The sequence below is a fragment of the Aeromonas sp. 602658 genome (assembly GCF_049173005.1).
In the GTDB taxonomy this organism is placed as follows: domain Bacteria; phylum Pseudomonadota; class Gammaproteobacteria; order Enterobacterales; family Aeromonadaceae; genus Aeromonas; species Aeromonas veronii_A.
On sequence record NZ_JAAKRF010000002.1, the window covers coordinates 156,292 to 176,687 of the forward strand.

The 20,396-nt window shown below is 52.9% G+C and carries 13 protein-coding genes and 1 tRNA gene; 7 read left to right on the forward strand and 7 right to left on the reverse strand.

The window, feature by feature from the left end:
- Positions 1-148 precede the first annotated feature (148 nt).
- Together G5253_RS03025 and G5253_RS03030 are read right to left on the reverse strand one after the other, a co-directional pair.
- Positions 149-2,488 (reverse strand): acyl-CoA dehydrogenase, encoded by a 2,340-nt coding sequence (locus G5253_RS03025; RefSeq protein WP_421202643.1) that lies wholly within the window; start codon positions 2,486-2,488, stop codon positions 149-151.
- Positions 2,489-2,536: 48 nt separating this feature from the next.
- Positions 2,537-3,190, reverse strand: a complete 654-nt coding sequence (locus tag G5253_RS03030) for a TetR/AcrR family transcriptional regulator (RefSeq protein WP_005334507.1) — start codon at positions 3,188-3,190, stop codon at positions 2,537-2,539.
- 469 nt (positions 3,191-3,659) lie between these two features.
- Between G5253_RS03030 and G5253_RS03035 the strand changes: the two genes are divergently transcribed.
- The 4 genes from G5253_RS03035 to repC all read left to right on the forward strand — a co-directional run bounded on the left by G5253_RS03035 (position 3,660) and on the right by repC (position 6,898).
- Positions 3,660-4,400 (forward strand): phosphatase, encoded by a 741-nt coding sequence (locus G5253_RS03035; RefSeq protein ID WP_042082803.1) that lies wholly within the window; start codon positions 3,660-3,662, stop codon positions 4,398-4,400.
- 89 nt (positions 4,401-4,489) lie between these two features.
- A tRNA-Thr gene (locus G5253_RS03040) sits at positions 4,490-4,565 on the forward strand.
- A gap of 640 nt (positions 4,566-5,205) precedes the next feature.
- On the forward strand, positions 5,206-6,072 hold the full coding sequence (locus G5253_RS03045) for a helicase RepA family protein (RefSeq protein WP_421202644.1): 867 nt from the start codon (positions 5,206-5,208) through the stop codon (positions 6,070-6,072).
- Complete coding sequence (gene repC, locus G5253_RS03050) at positions 6,062-6,898, forward strand: replication protein C, IncQ-type (RefSeq protein ID WP_182951606.1); 837 nt, start codon at positions 6,062-6,064, stop codon at positions 6,896-6,898. The genes G5253_RS03045 and repC overlap by 11 nt, the downstream gene beginning before the upstream one ends.
- 239 nt (positions 6,899-7,137) lie before the next feature.
- On the opposite strand, the gene G5253_RS03055 is transcribed toward repC, so the two are convergent.
- The 5 genes from G5253_RS03055 to G5253_RS03075 all read right to left on the reverse strand — a co-directional run bounded on the left by G5253_RS03055 (position 7,138) and on the right by G5253_RS03075 (position 14,561).
- Positions 7,138-7,956, reverse strand: coding sequence for a hypothetical protein (locus G5253_RS03055; protein ID WP_421202645.1), 819 nt, complete (start codon positions 7,954-7,956; stop codon positions 7,138-7,140).
- Positions 7,957-8,803: 847 nt separating this feature from the next.
- Positions 8,804-10,537 carry an ATP-dependent nuclease gene (locus tag G5253_RS03060; protein ID WP_421202646.1) on the reverse strand — a complete coding sequence of 578 codons (1,734 nt, stop codon included), beginning with the start codon at positions 10,535-10,537 and terminating at the stop codon, positions 8,804-8,806.
- A gap of 162 nt (positions 10,538-10,699) precedes the next feature.
- Positions 10,700-12,016, reverse strand: coding sequence for an FRG domain-containing protein (locus G5253_RS03065; RefSeq protein WP_421202647.1), 1,317 nt, complete (start codon positions 12,014-12,016; stop codon positions 10,700-10,702).
- Between the two features lie 78 nt (positions 12,017-12,094).
- Entirely contained in the window at positions 12,095-13,183 is a 1,089-nt protein-coding gene (locus G5253_RS03070) for a tyrosine-type recombinase/integrase (RefSeq protein WP_421202648.1), read from the reverse strand.
- Positions 13,184-13,364: 181 nt separating this feature from the next.
- Positions 13,365-14,561, reverse strand: coding sequence for an ROK family transcriptional regulator (locus G5253_RS03075; RefSeq protein WP_227274063.1), 1,197 nt, complete (start codon positions 14,559-14,561; stop codon positions 13,365-13,367).
- Positions 14,562-14,680: 119 nt separating this feature from the next.
- Here G5253_RS03075 and G5253_RS03080 point away from each other — a divergent pair, with 119 nt between their 5' ends.
- From G5253_RS03080 to G5253_RS03090, 3 genes are all read left to right on the forward strand, one after another.
- On the forward strand, positions 14,681-17,959 hold the full coding sequence (locus tag G5253_RS03080; RefSeq protein ID WP_266135593.1) for a DUF5107 domain-containing protein: 3,279 nt from the start codon (positions 14,681-14,683) through the stop codon (positions 17,957-17,959).
- 81 nt (positions 17,960-18,040) lie between these two features.
- Positions 18,041-19,492: a sugar porter family MFS transporter gene (locus G5253_RS03085; RefSeq protein WP_033136275.1), complete on the forward strand. Its 1,452-nt coding sequence runs from the start codon at positions 18,041-18,043 to the stop codon at positions 19,490-19,492.
- Positions 19,489-20,346 (forward strand): aldose 1-epimerase, encoded by an 858-nt coding sequence (locus tag G5253_RS03090; protein ID WP_421202649.1) that lies wholly within the window; start codon positions 19,489-19,491, stop codon positions 20,344-20,346. Before G5253_RS03085 ends, G5253_RS03090 begins: the two co-directional genes overlap by 4 nt.
- Positions 20,347-20,396: the final 50 nt, after the last annotated feature.

Consider the following 20,396-nt stretch of genomic DNA (forward strand, 5'->3'; position numbering starts at 1 on the left):
TGTTATCGGCCATTCCGCTGGCCTTGCTTCCAAAGCCCCTGCAACAGGGACTCAAGCATTTAACTGGAATTCTCCCGGCTTGTAAATGCATGGTTAACAAACAAAAAACCGGCCACGAGGGCCGGTTTGGTAGAGGGTTGCCAAGGGATCAGGCGGCGTGCTCGACCTTGTTTGGCTGCTTGTTTGCTTGCTGGGAGAAGCCTTCCAGCTCGCCCGGGGCGAAGTTGTCTACCTGAATGGCTTCGTAGCGCAGGGCATCGGCGGCCAGCAGTTTGTCCGCTTCGTCCTTGCTAAGGATGGAACCGGCCAGCGCGGCGGCAACCAGCTCCGGCAGCGCCAGTTTGCGGGGCAGTTTGCCCTCTTTCTGGGCCTGCACCAGCTTCTTCTCGTAGGGCTGCACGGCGACCATGGCCTGGAAGGCGCGCTCCATCAGGCCGACCGGATCCGCCTCGTCCTTGCCGACGTAGCACAGCGCCGTCAGACGGTCGCGGAACTCGCCCGGTTTCATCATGGCCAGACAGATGGCGTGGCAGCGATCGTCGGCGGGCATCTTGTAACCGACGCCGAACGGGAACACCACGCGCTTGAGTACGGCACCCACCACCTTGTTCGGGAAGTTCTGGAAGAAGCCCTCGAACGCCTTGCCAATCAGGTAGAGGTTGCGCTCCACCGCGTACTGCACGAACGGCAGATCGGAGACCATGCGGCCCTGATCCTCGTAGTGCTTGAGGGTGGTGGAGGCCAGATAGAGGTGGCTCAGCACGTCACCCAGACGGGCGGAGATCATCTCCTTGCGCTTGAGATCGCCACCCAGCATCAGCATGGAGACGTCGGCGCACAGGGCCAGCCCTTTACTCATGCGGGAGAGCTGTTTGTAGTAGCGAGCGGTTTCACCGGCTACCGGCGCGCTGTTGAACTGACCCAGGGTCAGCCCCTGGAACAGGGAACCGAAGAAGTTGCCGGCGCCGAAGGCGATGTGCTTCATCAGCAGGGCGTCAAACTTCTCGAGACCGCGCTCCACGTCGGTATCAGCCGCTGCTTCCAGCTCGGCAAACACATACGGGTGGCAGCGGGTAGCCCCTTGCCCGAAGATCATCAGGTTGCGGGTCAGGATGTTGGCTCCTTCCACCGTGATGGCCACCGGAATACCCATGTAGGCGTAGCCGGTGTAGTTTTTCGGGCCCAGCTGGATGGCACGACCGGCGTGGATATCCATGGAGTCATCCATGATCTGGCGCGCCATTTCGGTCATGTGGTACTTGGAAATCGCAGTGACGATGGCCGGCGCCTGACCCAAGTCCAGGGAACCTGCAGTCATGCGACGTGCCCCTTCCAGCTGATAGGTGAGGCCACCGATGCGGGCCAGCGCTTCCTGCACCCCTTCAAACTTGCCGATGGACATGCCGAACTGCTTGCGCACGTAGGAGTAGGCGCCCACGGTGCGGCTCGCCATGTGACCGCAAGCGGTGCCCAGCGCAGGCAGCGAGATGCCGCGACCGGCGGAGAGACACTCTACCAGCATGCGCCAGCCGCGACCGGCGTAATCCGGGCCACCGATGATCCAGTCGAGCGGAATGAACACATCCTTGCCGAAGGTCGGGCCGTTCATGAACGCCAGACCCATGGGGTAGTGGCGATCGCCGACGCGCACGCCGGGGTGGCTGGTGGGGATGAGGGCGCAGGTGATGCCGAGCTCTTCCTTGTCACCGAGCAGTTTTTCCGGGTCATAGAGTTTGAATGCCAGCCCCAGCACGGTGGCACGGGGGGCCAAGGTGATGTAGCGCTTGTTCCAGTTGAGGCGAATACCCAGCACCTCTTCACCCTTGTGCATCCCTTTGCAGACGATCCCCTTGTCAGGAATTGCGCCTGCATCGGAGCCCGCCTCCGGCCCGGTCAGGGCGAAGCAGGGGACTTCTTTGCCATTAGCCAGCCCCGGCAGCCAGAAATCTTTCTGGGCCTCGGTGCCGTAGTGCATCAGCAGCTCGCCCGGGCCGAGGGAGTTCGGCACCATGACGGTGACCGCCACGCTCAGGCTCTTGGTGGCAATGCGGGTAACGATGGTGGAGTTGGCGATCGCCGAGAACTCGCGGCCGCCGTAGGATTTCGGGATGATCAGGGAGAAGAAGCCTTCCTTCTTCAGATAGTCCCACACCGGCTCTGGCAGGTCTTTGGTTTCGTTGACGATCTTGAAGTCGTCAACCATGGCGAGCAGGGTTTCGACCTGATTGTCGATAAAGGCCTGCTCCTCTGCGGTCAGCTCGGCCTTGCCGTAGCCGTGCAGTTTTTTCCAGTCGGGGTTGCCGCGAAACAACTCGCCATCCCACCAGACGGAGCCGGCTTCCATGGCCTCCCGCTCGGTAGCTGACAAGGGCGGCAGTATCTTTTTGAAGATGCCGAACACCGGACGGGTTACCACCTTTTTACGGATGGAGGGTACGCCGAGCACAACGGCTATCGCCAGCACCAGCAGGACAAGCAATGTGATCATACCGAAGTTCCTTCTATTTCACTGTTTCCGTTGATTTATTGTTGGTTGTTACACGGCCAGGGAGAGCCTGGTCGACTCCACGGGCGCCCCGACTCCGGACGCCAGATAAGGAATAACGTTGCGCACCAGCCCTTCCACATCGAGCTGCTGGCCAAAGTCGGCCAGGGCGATGTCGCGCAGCGCATCGGCAGAAGCCATGGTGAATACGACGGTGCCCAGAGTGAAGTGCAGGCGCCAGAAGAGATCCGCTGGCGACAGGGCCGGATTGGCTTTGGAGATGGCCTGGGTGATCCGCTGCAAAATGGGGCCATAGTGGGCGGTGATAAAGCGGCGCAGGTGGCCCTGGCTGTCGATATAGCCGCGCCCCAGCAGTTGCATGAATATGGCCGGGCCGTTGGCCCGCACTGCCGAGAGCTTCATCAGCGGCTCGACAAAACTTTCAAACAGTTGCAGCAGGGTCAGCTGCTCCTGCTCCATCAGTACCCGCAGGCGGGCATCTAGATCGGGCATAAACAGGCTCAGATAGCGGTCGAGCACCGCCTGGATCAGCTCCTTCTTGGAGCCAAAGTGATAGTTCACCGACGCCAGATTGACGTCGGCTTCACTGGTGATCAGACGCAAAGAGGTATCGGCGAATCCCCGCTCGGCAAACAGCACTTCAGCGGCGTCGAGAATACGGTTTTTGGTATCGATTTTACTCACTGGACACCTCACTTAAACGAATGTTTAAAAAGTACGTTTCATAACGTGAAGTGTCAAGAGAATGTGAATAAGTGTTAGCGGAATGTTTTTCGATGAAAAAAGCAAAGTGGGCGGAACTTAGTCAAAAAGAAGGACTCTATATCTATGCCACTGCAATTAAACATTAAGTCTCGCCCAACCTGCACCATGCTAGTTGGGCCTTTTTTTGCGCGTTTGTTACCGGTTTGCGGTTTGCAGGCAAAAAAAAACCGCCGCAGGGCGCGACGGTGGGGAAAGTGAGTTCGCGTCATCCTGACGGCAAACTGTCGATGCGAGTTCAGGCATGTATCGACGGGGGCAGTATGCCAGCCAGAGCCCCTCAGACTATGTCAGCTTCGCGGCATTTTGTGACAAAGTGTGGCAAGCACTGGCGTGGCCCAAGCTGCCGCTCTTTGCTATGCTGCCCTTTCAAAATATGAGGGGAGAGAAGATGAAGTACCCGGTCGATACCCACACTCACACCATTGCCAGCACCCACGCCTACAGCACCATCCACGACTATCTGCCGATAGCCAGGGCCAAGGGGATCAAGCTGTTCGCCACCACGGATCATGGCCCCGAGATGGCCGATGCCCCTCATGTCTGGCACTTTGCCAACTTGCCGATATTGCCAAGAGTGGTGGATGGGGTAGGGATCCTGCGGGGTATCGAGGCCAACATCAAAAACCTGGAGGGGGAGATCGATTTTCCCGAGCGTTACGAGTCGCGCCTCGACATGATCATGGCGGGTTTTCATGAGCAGGTATTCCCTCCCTGTGATCAGGCCACCCATACCCAGGCGATGATCAACGCCATCAAGAGCGGCCGGGTCGACATGATCAGCCACCCGGGCAACCCCGCATTTCCCATCGACATTCAGGCGGTGGTCAAGGCGGCAGCTGACTATCGGGTGGCGCTTGAGATCAACAACTCCTCCTTCATTCATTCCCGCCCGGGGAGCGAAGGCAACTGCCGTGCCATCGTTGAAGCCGCGCGAGATCTGGGGGCCTATCTCACCTTCGGCTCCGATTCCCACGTCGCTTTCAGCCTCGGCGATTTTGACCACTGCCATCGTCTGGTGACCGAAGCGGGCTTCCCGCAAGAGCGGATCCTGGTGCGCTCCCCCCGCGCCCTGCTCGAATTTCTCGAAAGCCGCGGCCGTGCCCATATCCCCGAGTTTGTCGATCTGTAAATCGGGCTCTAACACCATGAGCCAACTCATAAAATCGAGTTGGCTCAATTGACTTGCCGGTCATTTTTTATGAATGTGGAGAGCAACAAGCCGGTATAGCTCAGTTGGTAGAGCAGCGCATTCGTAATGCGAAGGTCGCAGGTTCGACTCCTGTTACCGGCACCAAATTTTATCAAATAAAACAGTAGTTTGGGTGTTGCAGTTTGATGCGTTACTGAGCGTTGGAATGCAGCATTTAGCTTATCCAGTGTGGCAAAATTGTGGCATGCCACACTGGCCTGATAGCGGCGAATGACGCTTGCCAGTGCATGACATAGCAAAACACTGCTGGTAGACTCCATTTCGTCACGTAACATCGGACGACAGGCACTAATTATTTATACCCTCAAGGCCGGGCATGGTGCCGCTCAGGTCAATTACCGATTAGCTAACCGGCACAGCTATTCGATGACCCTTGCCGCCTTGATGGGTTATGACCATGAAACAAACCTCTATTACCACCTCCAGCGTGGTGCTTTTGACTGTTGAGCAATTGGCTCTCTGTCTGCATAAATCCGTTGCTAGCATCCGTAGTGACGCGACTCGCAACCCTTGTTCACTTCCCCCTATCTGCCGTTTACCAGGAACCAAGCGTTTGCTCTGGCGTGCTGAAGATGTTGAGCTTTGGCTTGCTGAACATGTCATTAGCCAAGGTTTGGATGATCGAGCGGTTAAATCGGCAGATATGCCTCGGCGTGGCCGGCCAACCAAAGCCGAGCAGCTAGCACGACAAAAGTCACAGAATTCAAACGCTAAGAGGTAAGCCATGGCTCTTGACCTACTAGCTGCGTTTGAACAGGAGCCGCCTGCACTTGACTTCATATGGTCTGGATTTTTGGCCGGTACTGTGGGAGCTCTGATCGCACCAGGTGCAACAGGTAAAAGCTTTTGGGCATTGCAGGCCGCAATGGCCGTGGCTTGCAAAGAGTCTGATGGCGATCTGTTGCAACTACGCCCGACCCGTTCAGGCCGAGTGATCTATATGGCTGGTGAAGATCCGGCTGCAGTGCTTAGTCATCGCGTCCATGCGCTTGGCAAACATCTATCGCCCAAAGCGAAGGCCTCTATTGCCACAAACCTCGCATTGGAACCGATGATGGGGGTGAGTTTAGATCTGATGAATCCGGACTGTTTTCAGGCTCTGGTGCAGAAGGTAGATGGTTATCGCCTTGTTGTTCTCGACACTCTCAGCCGTATGCATCAGATGGACGAAAATAGTAACGGGGACATGTCTCAGTTGATTACCCGACTTGAGTCGCTGGCCGCAAATACGGGGGCTGCGGTGCTCTATTTGCATCACGCTAGCAAGGGGAGCGCGAGGGATGGCAGTCTTGATCAGCAGCAGGCAGCCAGAGGCGCATCAGCGTTGATTGATAACATCCGATGGTGTGGTTACATCGTGCGGATGGGGGAAGAAGAAGCAAAGCAGCTAACCGAGATTCAACGCGGTAGTACACCCATCGGAAACTCTCGACGCAGTGCGTTTGTGCGCTTTGGGGTATCCAAGCAGAACTATGGCACTGCAATCAAAGATCAATGGTTTGAACGCCAGGAAGGGGGCGTATTACATCCGGTACAACTTATGGAACCTCCTCAGGCGCGAGAGCGAAGGAGGTTTGCTCATGGCTATTGAACTTACCCACGCGCGCCATGATCCGATGCACTGCCTTGCTCCTGGTCTATTCCGCAGTTTAAAGCGAGGGGAGAGAAAGAAGTTAAAGCTGGATGTGACGTATAGCTATGGACAGAACCAAAGCGCTCGTTTTATTGGTTTTGAGCCATTAGGGGCTGATGATATGCGACTGCTACAAGGGCTGGTTGCGCTATCCGGTCCCAAGGGCGTTATTCTGACCTCTGCGCCATCAGCAGCTATTCCTAAGCGACTTCGTTTGGCCTTAGCATCGGAGTTTGATAGTGCGGACTGCCGTTGCTTGGTGGTGCAGTCTCGTATCACTCAGCTACTCGAAGAGATTGGTCTATGCAAAAGCGGCAGAAACCTTAAAACCCTAAAGGCTAGCCTGATCAGGATGTCGAATGTCACCGTTGTCATTCAAGGTGACTCTCGCTGTGCATCCTTCCACCTGATGAGCCATCTCTTTGATGACCATGATAACGCGCTATACATCTGTTTGAACCCACAGATTGCAGAAGCCGTTCTCGGTGGACGGCCACATGCTCGCATCGATATGAATGAAGTGCGTAGCCTCAAGAGCGATCCTGCTCGATTGATCCATCAACGCCTATGCGGGTGGATCGATCCTGGTAAATCAGGGCGCGCGTCCTTGGATACTCTGTGCAGTTACATCTGGCCGGATCCTGCGATTGCTGATGCGATGAGAAAGCGCCAGCAGATTGCCCGTAGAGCTGTGGGGGAGCTGTTCACGATAGGTTGGTTGGTAACTGAATACCGCAAAGATATGTGGGAGATCCGCAGGCCACGGAACAGATCTTTGGAGTAATTTCAGTGCACTATCATTCCAGAACTGGTGCACTAACGTTCCCAACTGGTGCACTTTCATTCCCAGGAGTTGGTCTTAAAATCTTTTTAAAACATGTGGTTAAGGTGTTTTTGGAAAAGTAATCCAAGATTATCCATAAGATAATCCACTAGACACAGGCCCTTGCAGCCCTTGGACGGGTTGCAAGGGCCACAACTGAGATTACCCACCTCGCTAATAGACCTAGTTGTCTAAGCTGGTCATTTGGTCTTTTTATCTGTAGCAGGCTGTATATTTGCGGATTGAGTGGGGATCGTCACGCTATCAATTTGATCATAACGAAGATAGATGGTGCCATCCGTCTCATTCCAGAATGTGCATTGAGTCGCATTACAGACGATCCTCAGCGAAGATATACCCTCGGGATGTGCAGCATACTTGAGATTATTGGCAGAGGTGAAATTGCCTGCATTCATATCATCTTTCTGAGATTCGGCGGTACGACGACCATTTTCGTAACAGTGGTAGGCAAGTATACCAATAATGCATGAAGTAAATAAAACATAGAAATATAGAATGTACCAGTTCATTGCTTTTTCTATAATTGTGGCAACCCATTTAACTTCATCAGGGTGAGCCGAGTATTTAAAAATATTTTTTATTTTTTTATCCATGTCCTTATTTTTGAATGGTTGAGTTACCCAAGATACAGTTTTATCTCTAGCGCGTTTCATCAGCTTAAACGTAAGCGCTACCACAATGACTATTACAAGTAATCCAACAAAAGCAGCTATAGGGTAGCCTAGCAGTGGTACCAGATTGGCTACAAGAGCGAAGGTTCCCGTTAATAATGTTTGTTCTGTTGAGAGTGGGAACTCGCTGCTATCAACGTGAAAAACATTAACATATCCCATATGCCAAGCCATGCCAAATAGGTATACAGCTGCAGTAATAAGCGGAAGAAATGCCAATACAGTTTGTGCTTGCACCCATTTCTGTTCGTTGGCAGTAGCTAGTTCAGCTTTCTTAGCTTGAACTCCTTTGCGGTATCGTAGTCGCAGTTCTGTACGCTGATTCATCTGTGCCTCAAGCATTAAGGGTTTACGCAATATCGTATGGATTCCAGCCTCACTTGACAATCATCAGCTTGAGCAAATGAGCCTGCAGTAGCTCTTTCACTTGAACTGCTCTCCAGCGGTCAGAATCTTGGATGCCCCGATGCGGTGCGGTATAGCTGATTTTGTGGCAATCGATGGGGCTAGATGCCGGTGAGGGCGCCAGTCTTGAGGAATCTTTTCCCTTGGCGTTCCATCCTGATCATTCAACTCTAATCTGTAAAGTGTATGGATGCGGGATGGAAAGTGAGTGGAAGAGGTGGGTAAACCTATTGAAAATAATAGGTTTTCTCTTTGGCTATCCTGTCCGCATATAATTTGTATGATTTCCCTTGTTGGTGATACATGCTTTCCTTCATGATCACAAGGCTGAATTGCGGGCAGGATGTGTGAAGTTAGCTAACCGGCACGCCGGAGTAGCTTCTTCACTATTCCTTATTCGCACCAATGGTGCTCAATGGCTTCATGATCTATTGGTTATCAAATAGTTGTATGTTACAAGCACTGGTGGATTAAAAGACGCTGATTAAACGTAGTAAAATTTATTTGCCAAGATGCTGCTGATATCAAGCAGTTAATTTATAATGTTGTTATTTAAGCGTTGGGCACAACTAATATATCGCTGAGGTAATTGATGTCAGATTATGAAAATAAGGTAAAACTGCTTTCTAAGGATGAATTGAAATCGCTTCGTGAGGATATTATAAATTCAAGTGTGTCTATGAGGAATGAAATCCTTAAAAGAGCGCTAATGAAGAAAATTAATTACACTGGCACTAATAAAAACAAGCCCTAGAAGGGCTTGTTTTTATTAGTGAGAGATAATATCTCTTAAATAAGAAATTATAGGGATGTTATTGAATTCAGGGTGATCTCTGTTTGGCTCTAGGATATTTTTCCAATATAAGTTGGCATTGTATGGCTTTCCTTCATTAGGGGCTAATTCGATAAATCTTAGGTTTTGATGAATGGTATCTGCTTGATGAGCTGGCTCAAATGTAGTTGTGTGCACTCGTAATAAACCAACGTCATATATTTCTTTATCTTGAAAGAACTGTGTGGTAATAGTTTTCTGAATATGTGATTCAAACTTTGGATTTCCCTCCTCATCGTAGGAGGATACAGGCTTACCATCGGTATCAAAAATTGCATGATACTTTATCTTAAATTTAGAAAGAATCTTTTGATAAAAAGGAATGTTATTCACAGTGCCACAATTAAGTATAAACAGATCTTTGTGACATCCCTCAGATTGAATATAAGCTCTTGCAAGAATTTCTTCTGTTGGCCCTTCAATTAACAAAACTTCATCAGCGTAAAAAGCTTCACAAATGTGAGGGTTAAAACGCAATATTTCATTCATTTCTTGCTTTAGTTCTTCATCTGTTTCAACATTTTTAGCCTTGCGTAGAAACTGATTGTTAATTTGATAAATATTAGTGCCTTTATCATTTTTAACCAATCTGATTATGGATGATTTAGGTTTTGAAATGTCTATCATTGAAGGAGAATGCGATGCGCAAAGAACTTGATAAGGTAGCTCATCTTCACTTACCTTATAGATGAGTTCTCTTAACTCTCTGACTATGCGGGGGTAGAGAAACAGCTCTGGTTCTTCGAAAAGAACCATATAATCTTTCCGCCCTACTTCTCGTTCAAATTTTTCAGCGACATCTTTCATTAAAAGAAGTGTGAATATTGCTGTACGAATAGTACCGTGTCCAACTTTATCTGATGAACTTGGTATCGATGTGTCAACTTCACCATTAGAAAGTGTTGAGAAATCAATGCTAAACTCTTTACCTAATTTATTTTCAGACCAAACAAGTCGATCCTTTGTTTCTTTGATAGTTAGTAACGTATCGCCAAATATTTGTGAAAAGTATTGGTTAACTGATTTTTGATAAGAATCAATAAGCTCAGGGTTATACATTTTTTCTTGGAGCTCTTGAATCTTTGCTTTGGCTTCTTCAAGGGCTGCTAGATCAGCTTCTTGTAATGTGCTCTCGGCCATTCCTTTAAGAATGGAGTTGAGGATATCCTTTGCTTCATCTTCTGTTGGCATAGCCTTAATAAATACTGGCTGAGGCATACATGATTGGAAAACGGTATGCAAACCAATAGTGGCATAACCTACATCTTCATATTTTTGGGTGTCGTAGTTGTAAGTTTGGTTGATATCTTTGATATTTTTACCATCAACAACCCATGTTTTTTTAATTCTTATTTTGTCATCTTTTAGATATTTCTTGTAAGAGTCTTTTTGATTTGGCGCTTTAAGTTCAATGCGAGTCTTGTCTGCATCTTGTAATGTTACCTCGATTTCAAAGACAATACTGTTATTAAAGTTACTCTTATAAAAATCTTCTTTTACAGGCTTCTCACACTTGTAGAAATGTTGATAAGCTTTTAGAAACGTAGATTTACCAACATTGTTTTGCCCATATATAAAAAGAGTGTTTGTATCTTCAAATACAATTTTGTTTTGTTCAAGTCCTCCAGAGATGCCTCGAAAATTGTTTACTGCAAAAAAGTTGATTTTCATTTATGTCTCCATATTTATATTAAGCGGTTAATAGCATACAGTCATACACACTTAATTTGTATGGATTTTAATGAGACCTGGATCTGGTTTTTGACTTTTTAGATATCATTTCCCAATAAATAGTTTTACTGGGAGATGATATTAAATCGTTTTTTTATAGGTTTACAATAAGGGATTATCTTGGAATAAATTTTCAACAATATGAAGTGCTGATATATGTCTTTTATGAATTTTATCGTTGTTGCAGCTGCATTCACCATCATGATGCTCATGTACCCATAAACCGTTCGGCTCTCTACGATAAAACCAACCAGGAGAAAAACCAACGTTGGTCATGTTTATGCCTGGGTGCATAACAATCAGTTCACAAACTTCAAAAAGTTCAGGTTCATGAGAAATGACACCGATTCCTTTTTGATAGACAAGGTCATATCCTATATTTGAGCGTTTAATTATCTCATCAGTTTCAAATGCTATGTATTTCTTCCCTTGAAGCAAACTTTCAACTTGAGGGAAGTATAATGGTGTCTTGTCATCGGCAGAACCGAAAAGAATAACTTCTGGTAATGAAAGTATTTCCCCATTGGTAAGCTTGCCATTCAAACTATCTATTGAACTAAATATCTCACTAATTTTCCTGCCCTGGTAAAAAGCTATATTTGGAGGTGCTATTTTTTCAAAGCTATCTTGATATTCTGGTAGCTCAAGAGTACGTTTAAAAACAGGAACTGGGAAATTAGGATCTCGAATGGACTCTATTTCTCTCCAGGGCAACTCCAAAAGTGCTTTTAAAATAGGGTCGCTTGCTGGTGATGGAAAGAGAGAATTCGTATCTGTTAATCCATGTGCAACTGCATAGTCACGAAGAACGGTTCGACTTGCTGTTATTTGAGCAATAAAGCATTCTTTTGGAACTGGCCTCCCAAGAGTAGGGCCTAAAAGCCATGCCTTTTGTGCTTGAGTACGGAGGAAAAAACCATCTACTTGTAATGTTGCTAGGTCTACAAGACCCACCCCTGTAGCGATTGATTTATCAATCACATAAATATGCCCATCACCATCCTCAAAGTTATAATCAGCATGCTTTTTCCTTTGCCATATAAAATTTTCACCACAATCTTCACACATGTCTATTCGGAATGAATTGGTGTATTTATGACTAGCGAACCATGCACTCACTGCAGGACTTGAAGAACAATCTACGTAAAAAGATCTCCAACCATAATGTTGTAACAGTGCTTGAACATAGCTCATGTCATTAACATGGCCTCCAATAAATCCCTCAAGAACATTACTGGCATAACGTAACCACTTCATTGTCTCTGTAGGAATGCAAGGCGTACGATCGAATGATGCTTTAATAGATAATTCTTCGGGTGTGCCGTAATGTTCAAGCTGGCCCCGAAAAAGAACATTTTGACCAAATGTGGGAATGATTTCTTCCAACTCATGAAGCGAATTTACTTTAAATTTCTTCACTTTCCCTCCTTATTTATTGCCCTATACAAAGTCATTTATAATGAAAATTATCACAGAGACCCAATCATAAAGTAGGGTTCATAACAGTTTTCTCGCTAAGTCTTCAGCCCTAGGATGGTAATACCTTAAAAGCATGCGAGGATCTTTATGTCCTGTTACTTTCGTTAACTCATGCATAGGAAAGATCTCGGCCAGACGGGAAGTTGCTTCATGACGTAGATCGTGGAAACGCAGGTCACTGAGAAAATTGGTTACTGGTATCAAACTTTGAGTTTGGCATTCTAGCTCGTAGGTTTGTCTAGCACGCTTGACTGCACGCTCAAAGGCTCGTGTGACCGCATCAGCTCGGATATCAAAAACCCGACCTGTAGCTGCGACTCCTACAGATTGCAGAGTAACAACTGCTCGGGTTGATAGCGGCACATCGCGCGCACTGCCATTTTTGGTCGATGGCAGGTGTGCAACTCTGCGTTCCAGATCGATGTGCTCCCAGCGCAAGCTAACCAGCTCACTCCGCCGCATGGCCGTTTCCAATGCCAGTATGACCAACGATGGTAAGACTCTTGAGCCACTGGCAGCGATGACCCGCTCTATTTCACCTTCTGATGCTCTACGTGCGCTTTCTTCATCCTGGCTCTGGGGACAATGTGCTGGCGTTGCAGAAGCTGCTATACGCCTTGTACGTGCGTTATCAGCTTGGGGCTTACGAATTAGCTCCAGTGGATTGGATAGACTTTCCATTCCCCATTCTTTACGGGCCATGTTGAAGATGTGGGAGAGCAGGGCAAGCCGCCGGAGGACTGTTGCAGGTTGATAATCTTTCAGCCACTCGTCCCTTAGCTTTGCAACATCCGCTCCACGAATGGATGCCAATGCGCGTGATGCCAAAGGTAATGCCTTGTAGATGCGGATGAGTGAGAGCTCTTGCACGGCTCCCTTTTTATGCGGAACAACCTCAGTTTCATAGCGGCATAGAGCCTCATAAAGCGAGGTTGCTTCAGCTTCGGATCTGCTGACCCAAATCCCTCGGGTCATCTCAGATTCAATGACTTTAGACCAGGCCTCCGCCTCCGCCTTTGTGTTGAAGGTTTTACTCTGAGCCGGATACCCCTTGCGGCGTACCTGGGCTTCCCATTGATAGGGGCCGCGCTTACGGAACGTTGCCATAGCCAAATACCATAACTTGCTGCTGAGTGTGGCAAGATTGTGGCATAAACCCTATTAAATGGAAAAAGCTATTGATTTATATGAATTGCAGTTTGCTTTCGTAATGCGAAGGTCAGGAGTTCGATTCCCCTTATCGGCACCAGATCGTGAGGGCAGGTTTCATTTGTGAAACCTGCCCTTTTTACATGGCTTTTGCCAAGGCTCGCTCCACATAGAGATAGCCAATCCCCATCACCTGCTGGGCGCGGCTGAGCTGGCCGAAACGGATATGGGTGGCGTTGACCGCATCGCTGCAGTCGAACGGGTTGGCGCCGGTTTGACTGACGATCGTTTGCAGCCAGGTTTCACCAAAGTGGCAGCTGCGGCCATAGAGCCAGATGCGGTTGATGTTGAGGATATTGAGGAAGTTGTAGAGGCTCAGGCCAATGGCGCGGGCCCCTTCGTCCACCAGGGCGCGGATCATGGCATCCCCCTGATGGTAGAGCGTGAGCAGTTGGGCGGTATCCAGCTCTACACCAGTCTGCGCCGGGTTGTCGGCACTGGCTTGTTGTTTGAGAAAGACCCGGGCCCGTTTCTTAATGGCAAACAGCGAGGCGACTGTCTCCAGGCAGCCATAGCGGCCGCATGCACAGGCGCTGCCGTCCGGATTGATGATGGTGTGCCCTATCTGGCCGCTGCCAAACAGGGCGCCCCGGTAGATCTGGTCGTTGATGATAAAGGCCGAGCCGATACCGTAATCGACGTTGATGACGCAAAAATCCCCGTTCCCTTCCCGGTCCTGCCACTTCTGGGCCAGCGCCAGCATGATGCAGTCGTTATCCACCATCACCTCGCAACCCAGCCGCTCCTCCAGCAGGTACTTGAGCTCGACCGGCGCATGCCAGGGTGCTTGCGGCATGGTTTGCGATACCCCGGTCGCCGGGTTGACCTGACCGTGTACCGCCAAGGCCAGCCGGATCGCCAGTCCCTTGTGGCGGCGCTTGTGCTGGTAGTAGTGCGCTTCAATCAGGTGCAGCAGCTCATCGGGGGTTTGCGGGGCAATCTTCTGGTCGCTGAATTCATCCAGCGGGGTGATCAGGTTATCCACCAGGATGCTCTCCAGATGGGTGGGGCTGATATTGAGGCAAAGAATGGCCCCCTGACCGCTGGCAATGCGGTAGCTGCCGCCATTGATGCCGCGCTGGGAGAGGTTCTGATCGCTGTGGCTGATGGCGCCATCGGCCACCAACTCGTCAAGGATCTTGCTGACCGCCGGAATGGAGAGCTCGCAGTGGCGCGCCAGGGTGGACTTGCTCGCCTCTTTTAACTGATAGAGCAGGGCAAGCAGCACCTGCTTGTTGTGGTGGCGGACCTTCTGGTTGTTCAACCCTATGCTCATCGCTTCACTAAACTCCGCTTACTGTATTGCGTGATCTTTCAGCAATTAATGCAGGTTTAACCATTCTAATCTGGTCTCACTGAAAACTTTACTAACAAATGTTGAGTGAGGCGAGATTAATGAGAGCTGATGTCAAGGTCTGGGTAGAGACCATCTCACTGCCGACCTACGAGGTTGGCGCCGAAGATCCCAACCCCATGTTTCTCGAGAAGCGGGTCTATCAGGGCTCCTCGGGGGCTGTCTATCCCTATGGGGTGATCGACACCCTCACCGGCCAGAAGCAGATGAAGTCCTATCAGGCGGTCTGGCTGGAGAACGACTTTATCAAGGTGATGCTGCTGCCGGAGCTGGGGGGGCGTATCCACCGTGCCTATGACAAGGTGATGAATCGCGACTTCGTCTATTACAACGAGGTGATCAAACCGGCGCTGGTGGGGCTGGTGGGGCCCTGGATTTCCGGCGGCATCGAGTTCAACTGGCCGCAGCACCACAGACCCACCACTTTCATGCCGGTGGACTTCACCATTACGGAGCGGGAGGGCGGCGCCAAGACCGTCTGGCTCGGCGAGGTGGAGCCGATGCGTGGTCTGCAGGTGATGGCGGGGTTTACCCTCTATCCCGACAAGGCGCTCATCGAGATCACTGGCAAGGTGTTCAACGGCAACGACACGCCGCGCCACTTCCTCTGGTGGTCCAACCCGGCGGTGAAAGGGGGCGATGCCCACCAGAGCGTCTTCCCGCCCGATGTGACCGCCGTCTATGACCACGGCAAGCGCGACGTCAGTGCCTTCCCCATCGCCCGCGGCACCTACTACAAGGTGGACTACTCCGCCGGGGTCGATATCTCCCGTTACCGCAATATTCCGGTACCCACCTCCTATATGGCGGACAAGTCTGACTACGACTTCGTCGGCGCCTACTGCCATGACGAGCAGGGCGGCCTGTTGCACGTGGCGGATCACCACGTTTCGCCGGGCAAGAAGCAGTGGAGCTGGGGCAACTGTGACTTCGGTCTGGCCTGGGATCGCAACCTGACCGATGACAACGGCCCCTACATCGAGCTGATGACCGGGGTCTATACCGACAACCAACCTGACTTTACCTGGCTGGATGCGGGGGAGGAGAAGGTGTTTGTGCAGAACTTCCTGCCCTACAACACCCTCGGTACCCTGCAAAACGCTAACACCCGCGCCGCCATCAAGCTGGAGCGTAGCGAGGACGGTCTGTTGTGCGGTGCCTACGCGATCGCGCCGCTGTGCCACGCCCGTTTCGAAGTGAGTGATGAGAGTGGCGTGCTGTTCACCCAGACGCTAGATCTGCAGCCGGGTCAGGCCTGGCTTGAGCCGCAGGCCATCACCAGCGAGGGACGCTTGCAGGTACGCCTGCTGGATGAGCAGGGCCAGCCGATCCTGAGCTATCTCGAGCATCAGCCCGCAGGCGAAGCCCTGCCGGATCCGGCCACCGCGCCGGAACCTGCCGTCAATCTCGACTCGGTCGACGAGCTCTACTTCATCGGCCAGCATCTTGAGCAGTATCTGCACGCCAGCCGCTCGCCCTTTGATTACTACCTGCGGGCTCTGGAGCTCGATGGCGGCGACTATCGCTGCAACCTGGCGCTGGCAACGCTGGAGTACAACCGCGCCAACTATGAGCAGGCGCTGACCTACGTCAATCAGGCGCTGGTCCGTGCCCATCGCCTCAACAAGAACCCCCAGTGTGGCAAGGCGAGCTTGCTGCGTGGCCATATCGAGGAACGTTTGGGGCAGTTCGATGCCGCCTTCGATGACTTCTACAAGGCGACCTGGAGCGGTAACTGCCGCGACAGTGGCTTCTTCGGGCTGGCCCGCATCGCCATGGTGCGCCGGGATCCCGCGCAGGCACTGCAATTTGTCGAGAAGAGTCTTGCCGTCAACGGCACCCACTACGGCGCTATCGCCCTCAAAGGGTTGGCGCTGCTGGAGTCTGGTGAGCAGGAGGCGGCCATCGCCTATATCGACGAGCAGCGCGTTCGTTATCCACTTCACTATCAGCTGGCCTTCTTGCGCTGGCTGGCAAGCGAGCAGCCGACCGATCTCGAGGCGCTGCGCACCCTGTGCAACGGGCGCGGGGTGAATCTCTGCTTCCTGGCAAGCGATCTGCTGGCGCTGGGACGCCCCGAGCTGGCGCAGCAACTGCTCTCAATACTGCCGGTAGAGGAGACCCTGCCGCTGCTGTTCCAGGCTGCATTGTTGCCGGAAGGTGAGGCGCAGGATGCCCTGCTGCAACGGGCCGAGCAGGCCTTTGGCCGCAAGGTGCGCTTCCCCAATACCCTTGGCGAGGTGGCCATGCTGGCGCAACTGCCACACAGCTGGTTTGCCAGCTACCTGCTGGGCTGCTTCCACTACAGCAAGCGCAGCTACCCGCAAGCCATTGCCCTGTGGCAGCAGGTGTGCGAGCAGGCGCCCGGGTTTGCCCCGGCATGGCGCAACCTTGGCATCTATCACTTCAACAAGAGCGGCGATCCGGTGGCGGCCGAGCAGTGTCTGAGCCGGGCTTTTTCCCTCAAGCCGGATGATGCCCGTTTGCTGTTTGAACTGGATCAGCTGCACAAGCGCTGCGCCATGGCACCCGCCGAGCGGCTGGCGCTGCTGGAGGCGCATCGTGAGGTCGCCCTCAAGCGCGACGATCTGACCGCCGAACTGATCAGTCTCTATCACATCACCGGCCAGCTGGAGGCGGCGGCAGAGATCTTGCGGCTGCGCGAATTCCACCCCTGGGAGGGGGGCGAGGGCAAGGTGACCGGCCAGTACCTCATCAATCAGCAACGCCGGGCATTGGCGTTGATGATTCAGGGACGCCACGAGCAGGCTATTCCGTTGCTGCAACAGGCGCTGCACTACCCCCTCAATCTGGGAGAGGGGCGTCTGGTTGGACAGACCGACAACGATATCCACTACCTGTTGGCGCTCTGCCATCTGGCCTGTGACAACCAGAGTCTGGCGGCCCAGTGCCTGCAACAGGCCTGCCTCGGCCAAGGATCGCTCGGGGCCAGCCGCTACTACAACGATCAGCCGGTGGATTATCTCTTCTATCAGGGTATGGCGCTGGCACGTCTTGGTCGGGTTGCGGAGGCGCAGCGTCTCTTTGAAGGGATGGTCGGCTGGGCCGAGCAGGCGATGGGCGAGTCTGTCGAGGCGGACTTCTTCGCCGTCTCACTGCCGGATCTCATCGTGCTGGATGACGACCCGCAGCACAAACATCGCCAGCACTGTCTGCTGGTCAGAGCGCTCGGTCTGTTGGGGCTGGGTCAGCGGGATGGTTGTGAACAGACCTTGCGAGAGCTGCTCATCCTTAACCCGGCTCACGACAAGGGGCACCTCTTTGCCCTGATCTGCCGCGAGCTGTCACTCCACTCATAACTCTCATAACAAAAACCGGCGCCCCGCCACGGTGAGGGGCGCCACTGCACCCTACAATCGACAAGATAGAAAGGATTAGTCATGGAACGCACGAAAAATCAATTGGATACGAATGGGCTCAATATGAGCTACATCTGGATGATCTGTTTGGTGGCCGCCTGCGGTGGCCTGCTGTTTGGTTATGACTGGGTCGTGATTGGCGGGGCCAAGCCCTTCTATGAGGCCTATTTTGCCATCACGGATCCGGCCCAGTCCGGCTGGGCCATGAGCTCGGCGCTGGTGGGCTGCGTGCTGGGGGCCGCCATCTCCGGCTGGTCAGCCGACCGCTTTGGTCGCAAGAAGCCGCTGATCCTGGCCGCCATCCTCTTCACCATCTCGGCGTGGGGCACGGCTGCGGCCAGCAACTTCGATCTGTTTGTGGTTTATCGCATCATCGGCGGGATCGGCATCGGTCTGGCCTCTGCGCTCTCGCCCATGTACATCGCCGAGATTAGCCCGGCCAACAAGCGCGGCAAGTTCGTGGCCATCAACCAGCTCACCATAGTCATCGGTGTGCTGGCGGCTCAGCTGGTGAATCTGATGATCGCCGATCCGGTGGCGAGCAATGCGACTCAGGCCGATATTCTGGCGACCTGGAATGGACAGTCCGGCTGGCGCTGGATGTTCGGTGCCGAATTGGTACCAGCGCTGGCGTTTCTGGTGTTGATGTTCTTCGTGCCGGAGTCGCCGCGCTGGTTGGCCAAAGATGGTCAGTATGAGAAAGCCTCCCGCATGCTCGGCAAGATTGGCGGGGATGCCTATGCCAAGCAGACCTTGGCCGATATCCGTCAGACCCTAGTGGGCGAGACCCACAAGGTCTCGCTGGCGGAGCTGGGCAAACCCTCGGTGCGGCCGATCCTCATCATTGGGATTGTGCTGGCGGTGTTCCAGCAGTGGTGCGGCATCAACGTGATCTTCAACTATGCGCAGGAGATCTTTGCCTCCGCCGGGTTTGACATCAACAGCACCCTCAAATCCATCGTCGCCACCGGTCTTATCAACTTGCTGTTTACCCTGATCGCGCTGCCCATGGTGGACAAGATTGGCCGCCGCAAGCTGATGCTGATTGGCTCGGCGGGACTGACCATTATCTACGGCATGATGGCGGCGGCCTACGCCACAGGCGTACTGGGGCTGCCGGTTTTGCTGCTGGTATTGGCGGCCATCGCCATCTATGCCTTGACCCTGGCGCCGGTCACTTGGGTGCTGCTCTCGGAGATCTTCCCGAATCGGGTGCGTGGGCTGGCGATGTCGGCCGGTACGCTGGCGCTCTGGATCGCCTGCTTCGTGCTGACCTACACCTTCCCGCTGCTCAATGCCGGGTTGGGGGCTGCGGGCAGCTTCCTGCTCTATGGCCTTATCTGTTTTGCCGGTCTCATCTTTATCTATCGCAAGGTGCCTGAGACCAAAGGGGTGACGCTGGAGGCACTGGAAGCCCAACTGGCCCAGGGCAAGGTCGAACTGACGCCGACCAAGGCGAGCGCCTCGGCATGACAGTTTACACATTGGGCAACCCGCATCTTCGTATGCGGGTTTCAACACAAGGGGCCTGTCTGCTGGGGCTGGAGGATGAGCAGGGGCGCCCGCTGTTGCGCGACACTGACCTGGCGCAGCCCTGGCATCCCGGCCAGAGCGCGCTGTTTCCCATGTTGCCGCTGGCCAACCGGGTCGCAGGCAACCGTTTTGAGTTGTGGGGGGAGGAGCATCGCTTGCCAGAAAGTCCCGTCGATCCCGACTTTTTCCTGCACGGCGATGGCTGGTTGCAGTCATTGCAGTGGGTGGCGGGTTCTACCAGTTCGGTGACGTTGCAGTTGACCAGCCAATGCGGCCCTTTTCACTATCTGACGGAGATCGACTATCGGCTGCAGGGGGCGAGCTTGGTGGCGCGGATCAGCCTGACCCATCTTGGGGAGAGCCCCTGTCTCTACGGCGCGGGTTTTCACCCCTTCTTCTGGCGCGACGAGCAGACCCGCATCCGTTTTCTGGCGAGCGGCGTCTGGCAAGAGGGAGCAGATCATCTGCCGATCGACTGGTCGAGCAGGCTGGCGCCCCATCTCGACTTTCGCCAGTGGGCTCGCCCGCAAGGGTGGCTCAACAACTGTTACGGCGGCTGGCGCGGTCAGGCCGAGCTTGACCATCCTGCCCGCCAGCAGCGGCTGCTGGTTTCAAGCGAGTGTGCCTTCCTGATGCTCTATCAGCCCGATGAGGGGAGTGGCTTCGTCTGTCTGGAGCCCCAGAGTCACGCCGCCAATGCCCACCACCTGGCCGGTCACCCCGGTTTGCGGCTACTCGCCAGAGGTGACCGCATGAGTATCGGTATGACCCTGACAGTGGCGTCCGGGGGCTGATAATGATCTGGCTTGTGGTATTGGTGAACGCAATGAGCCACCCGTCGGGT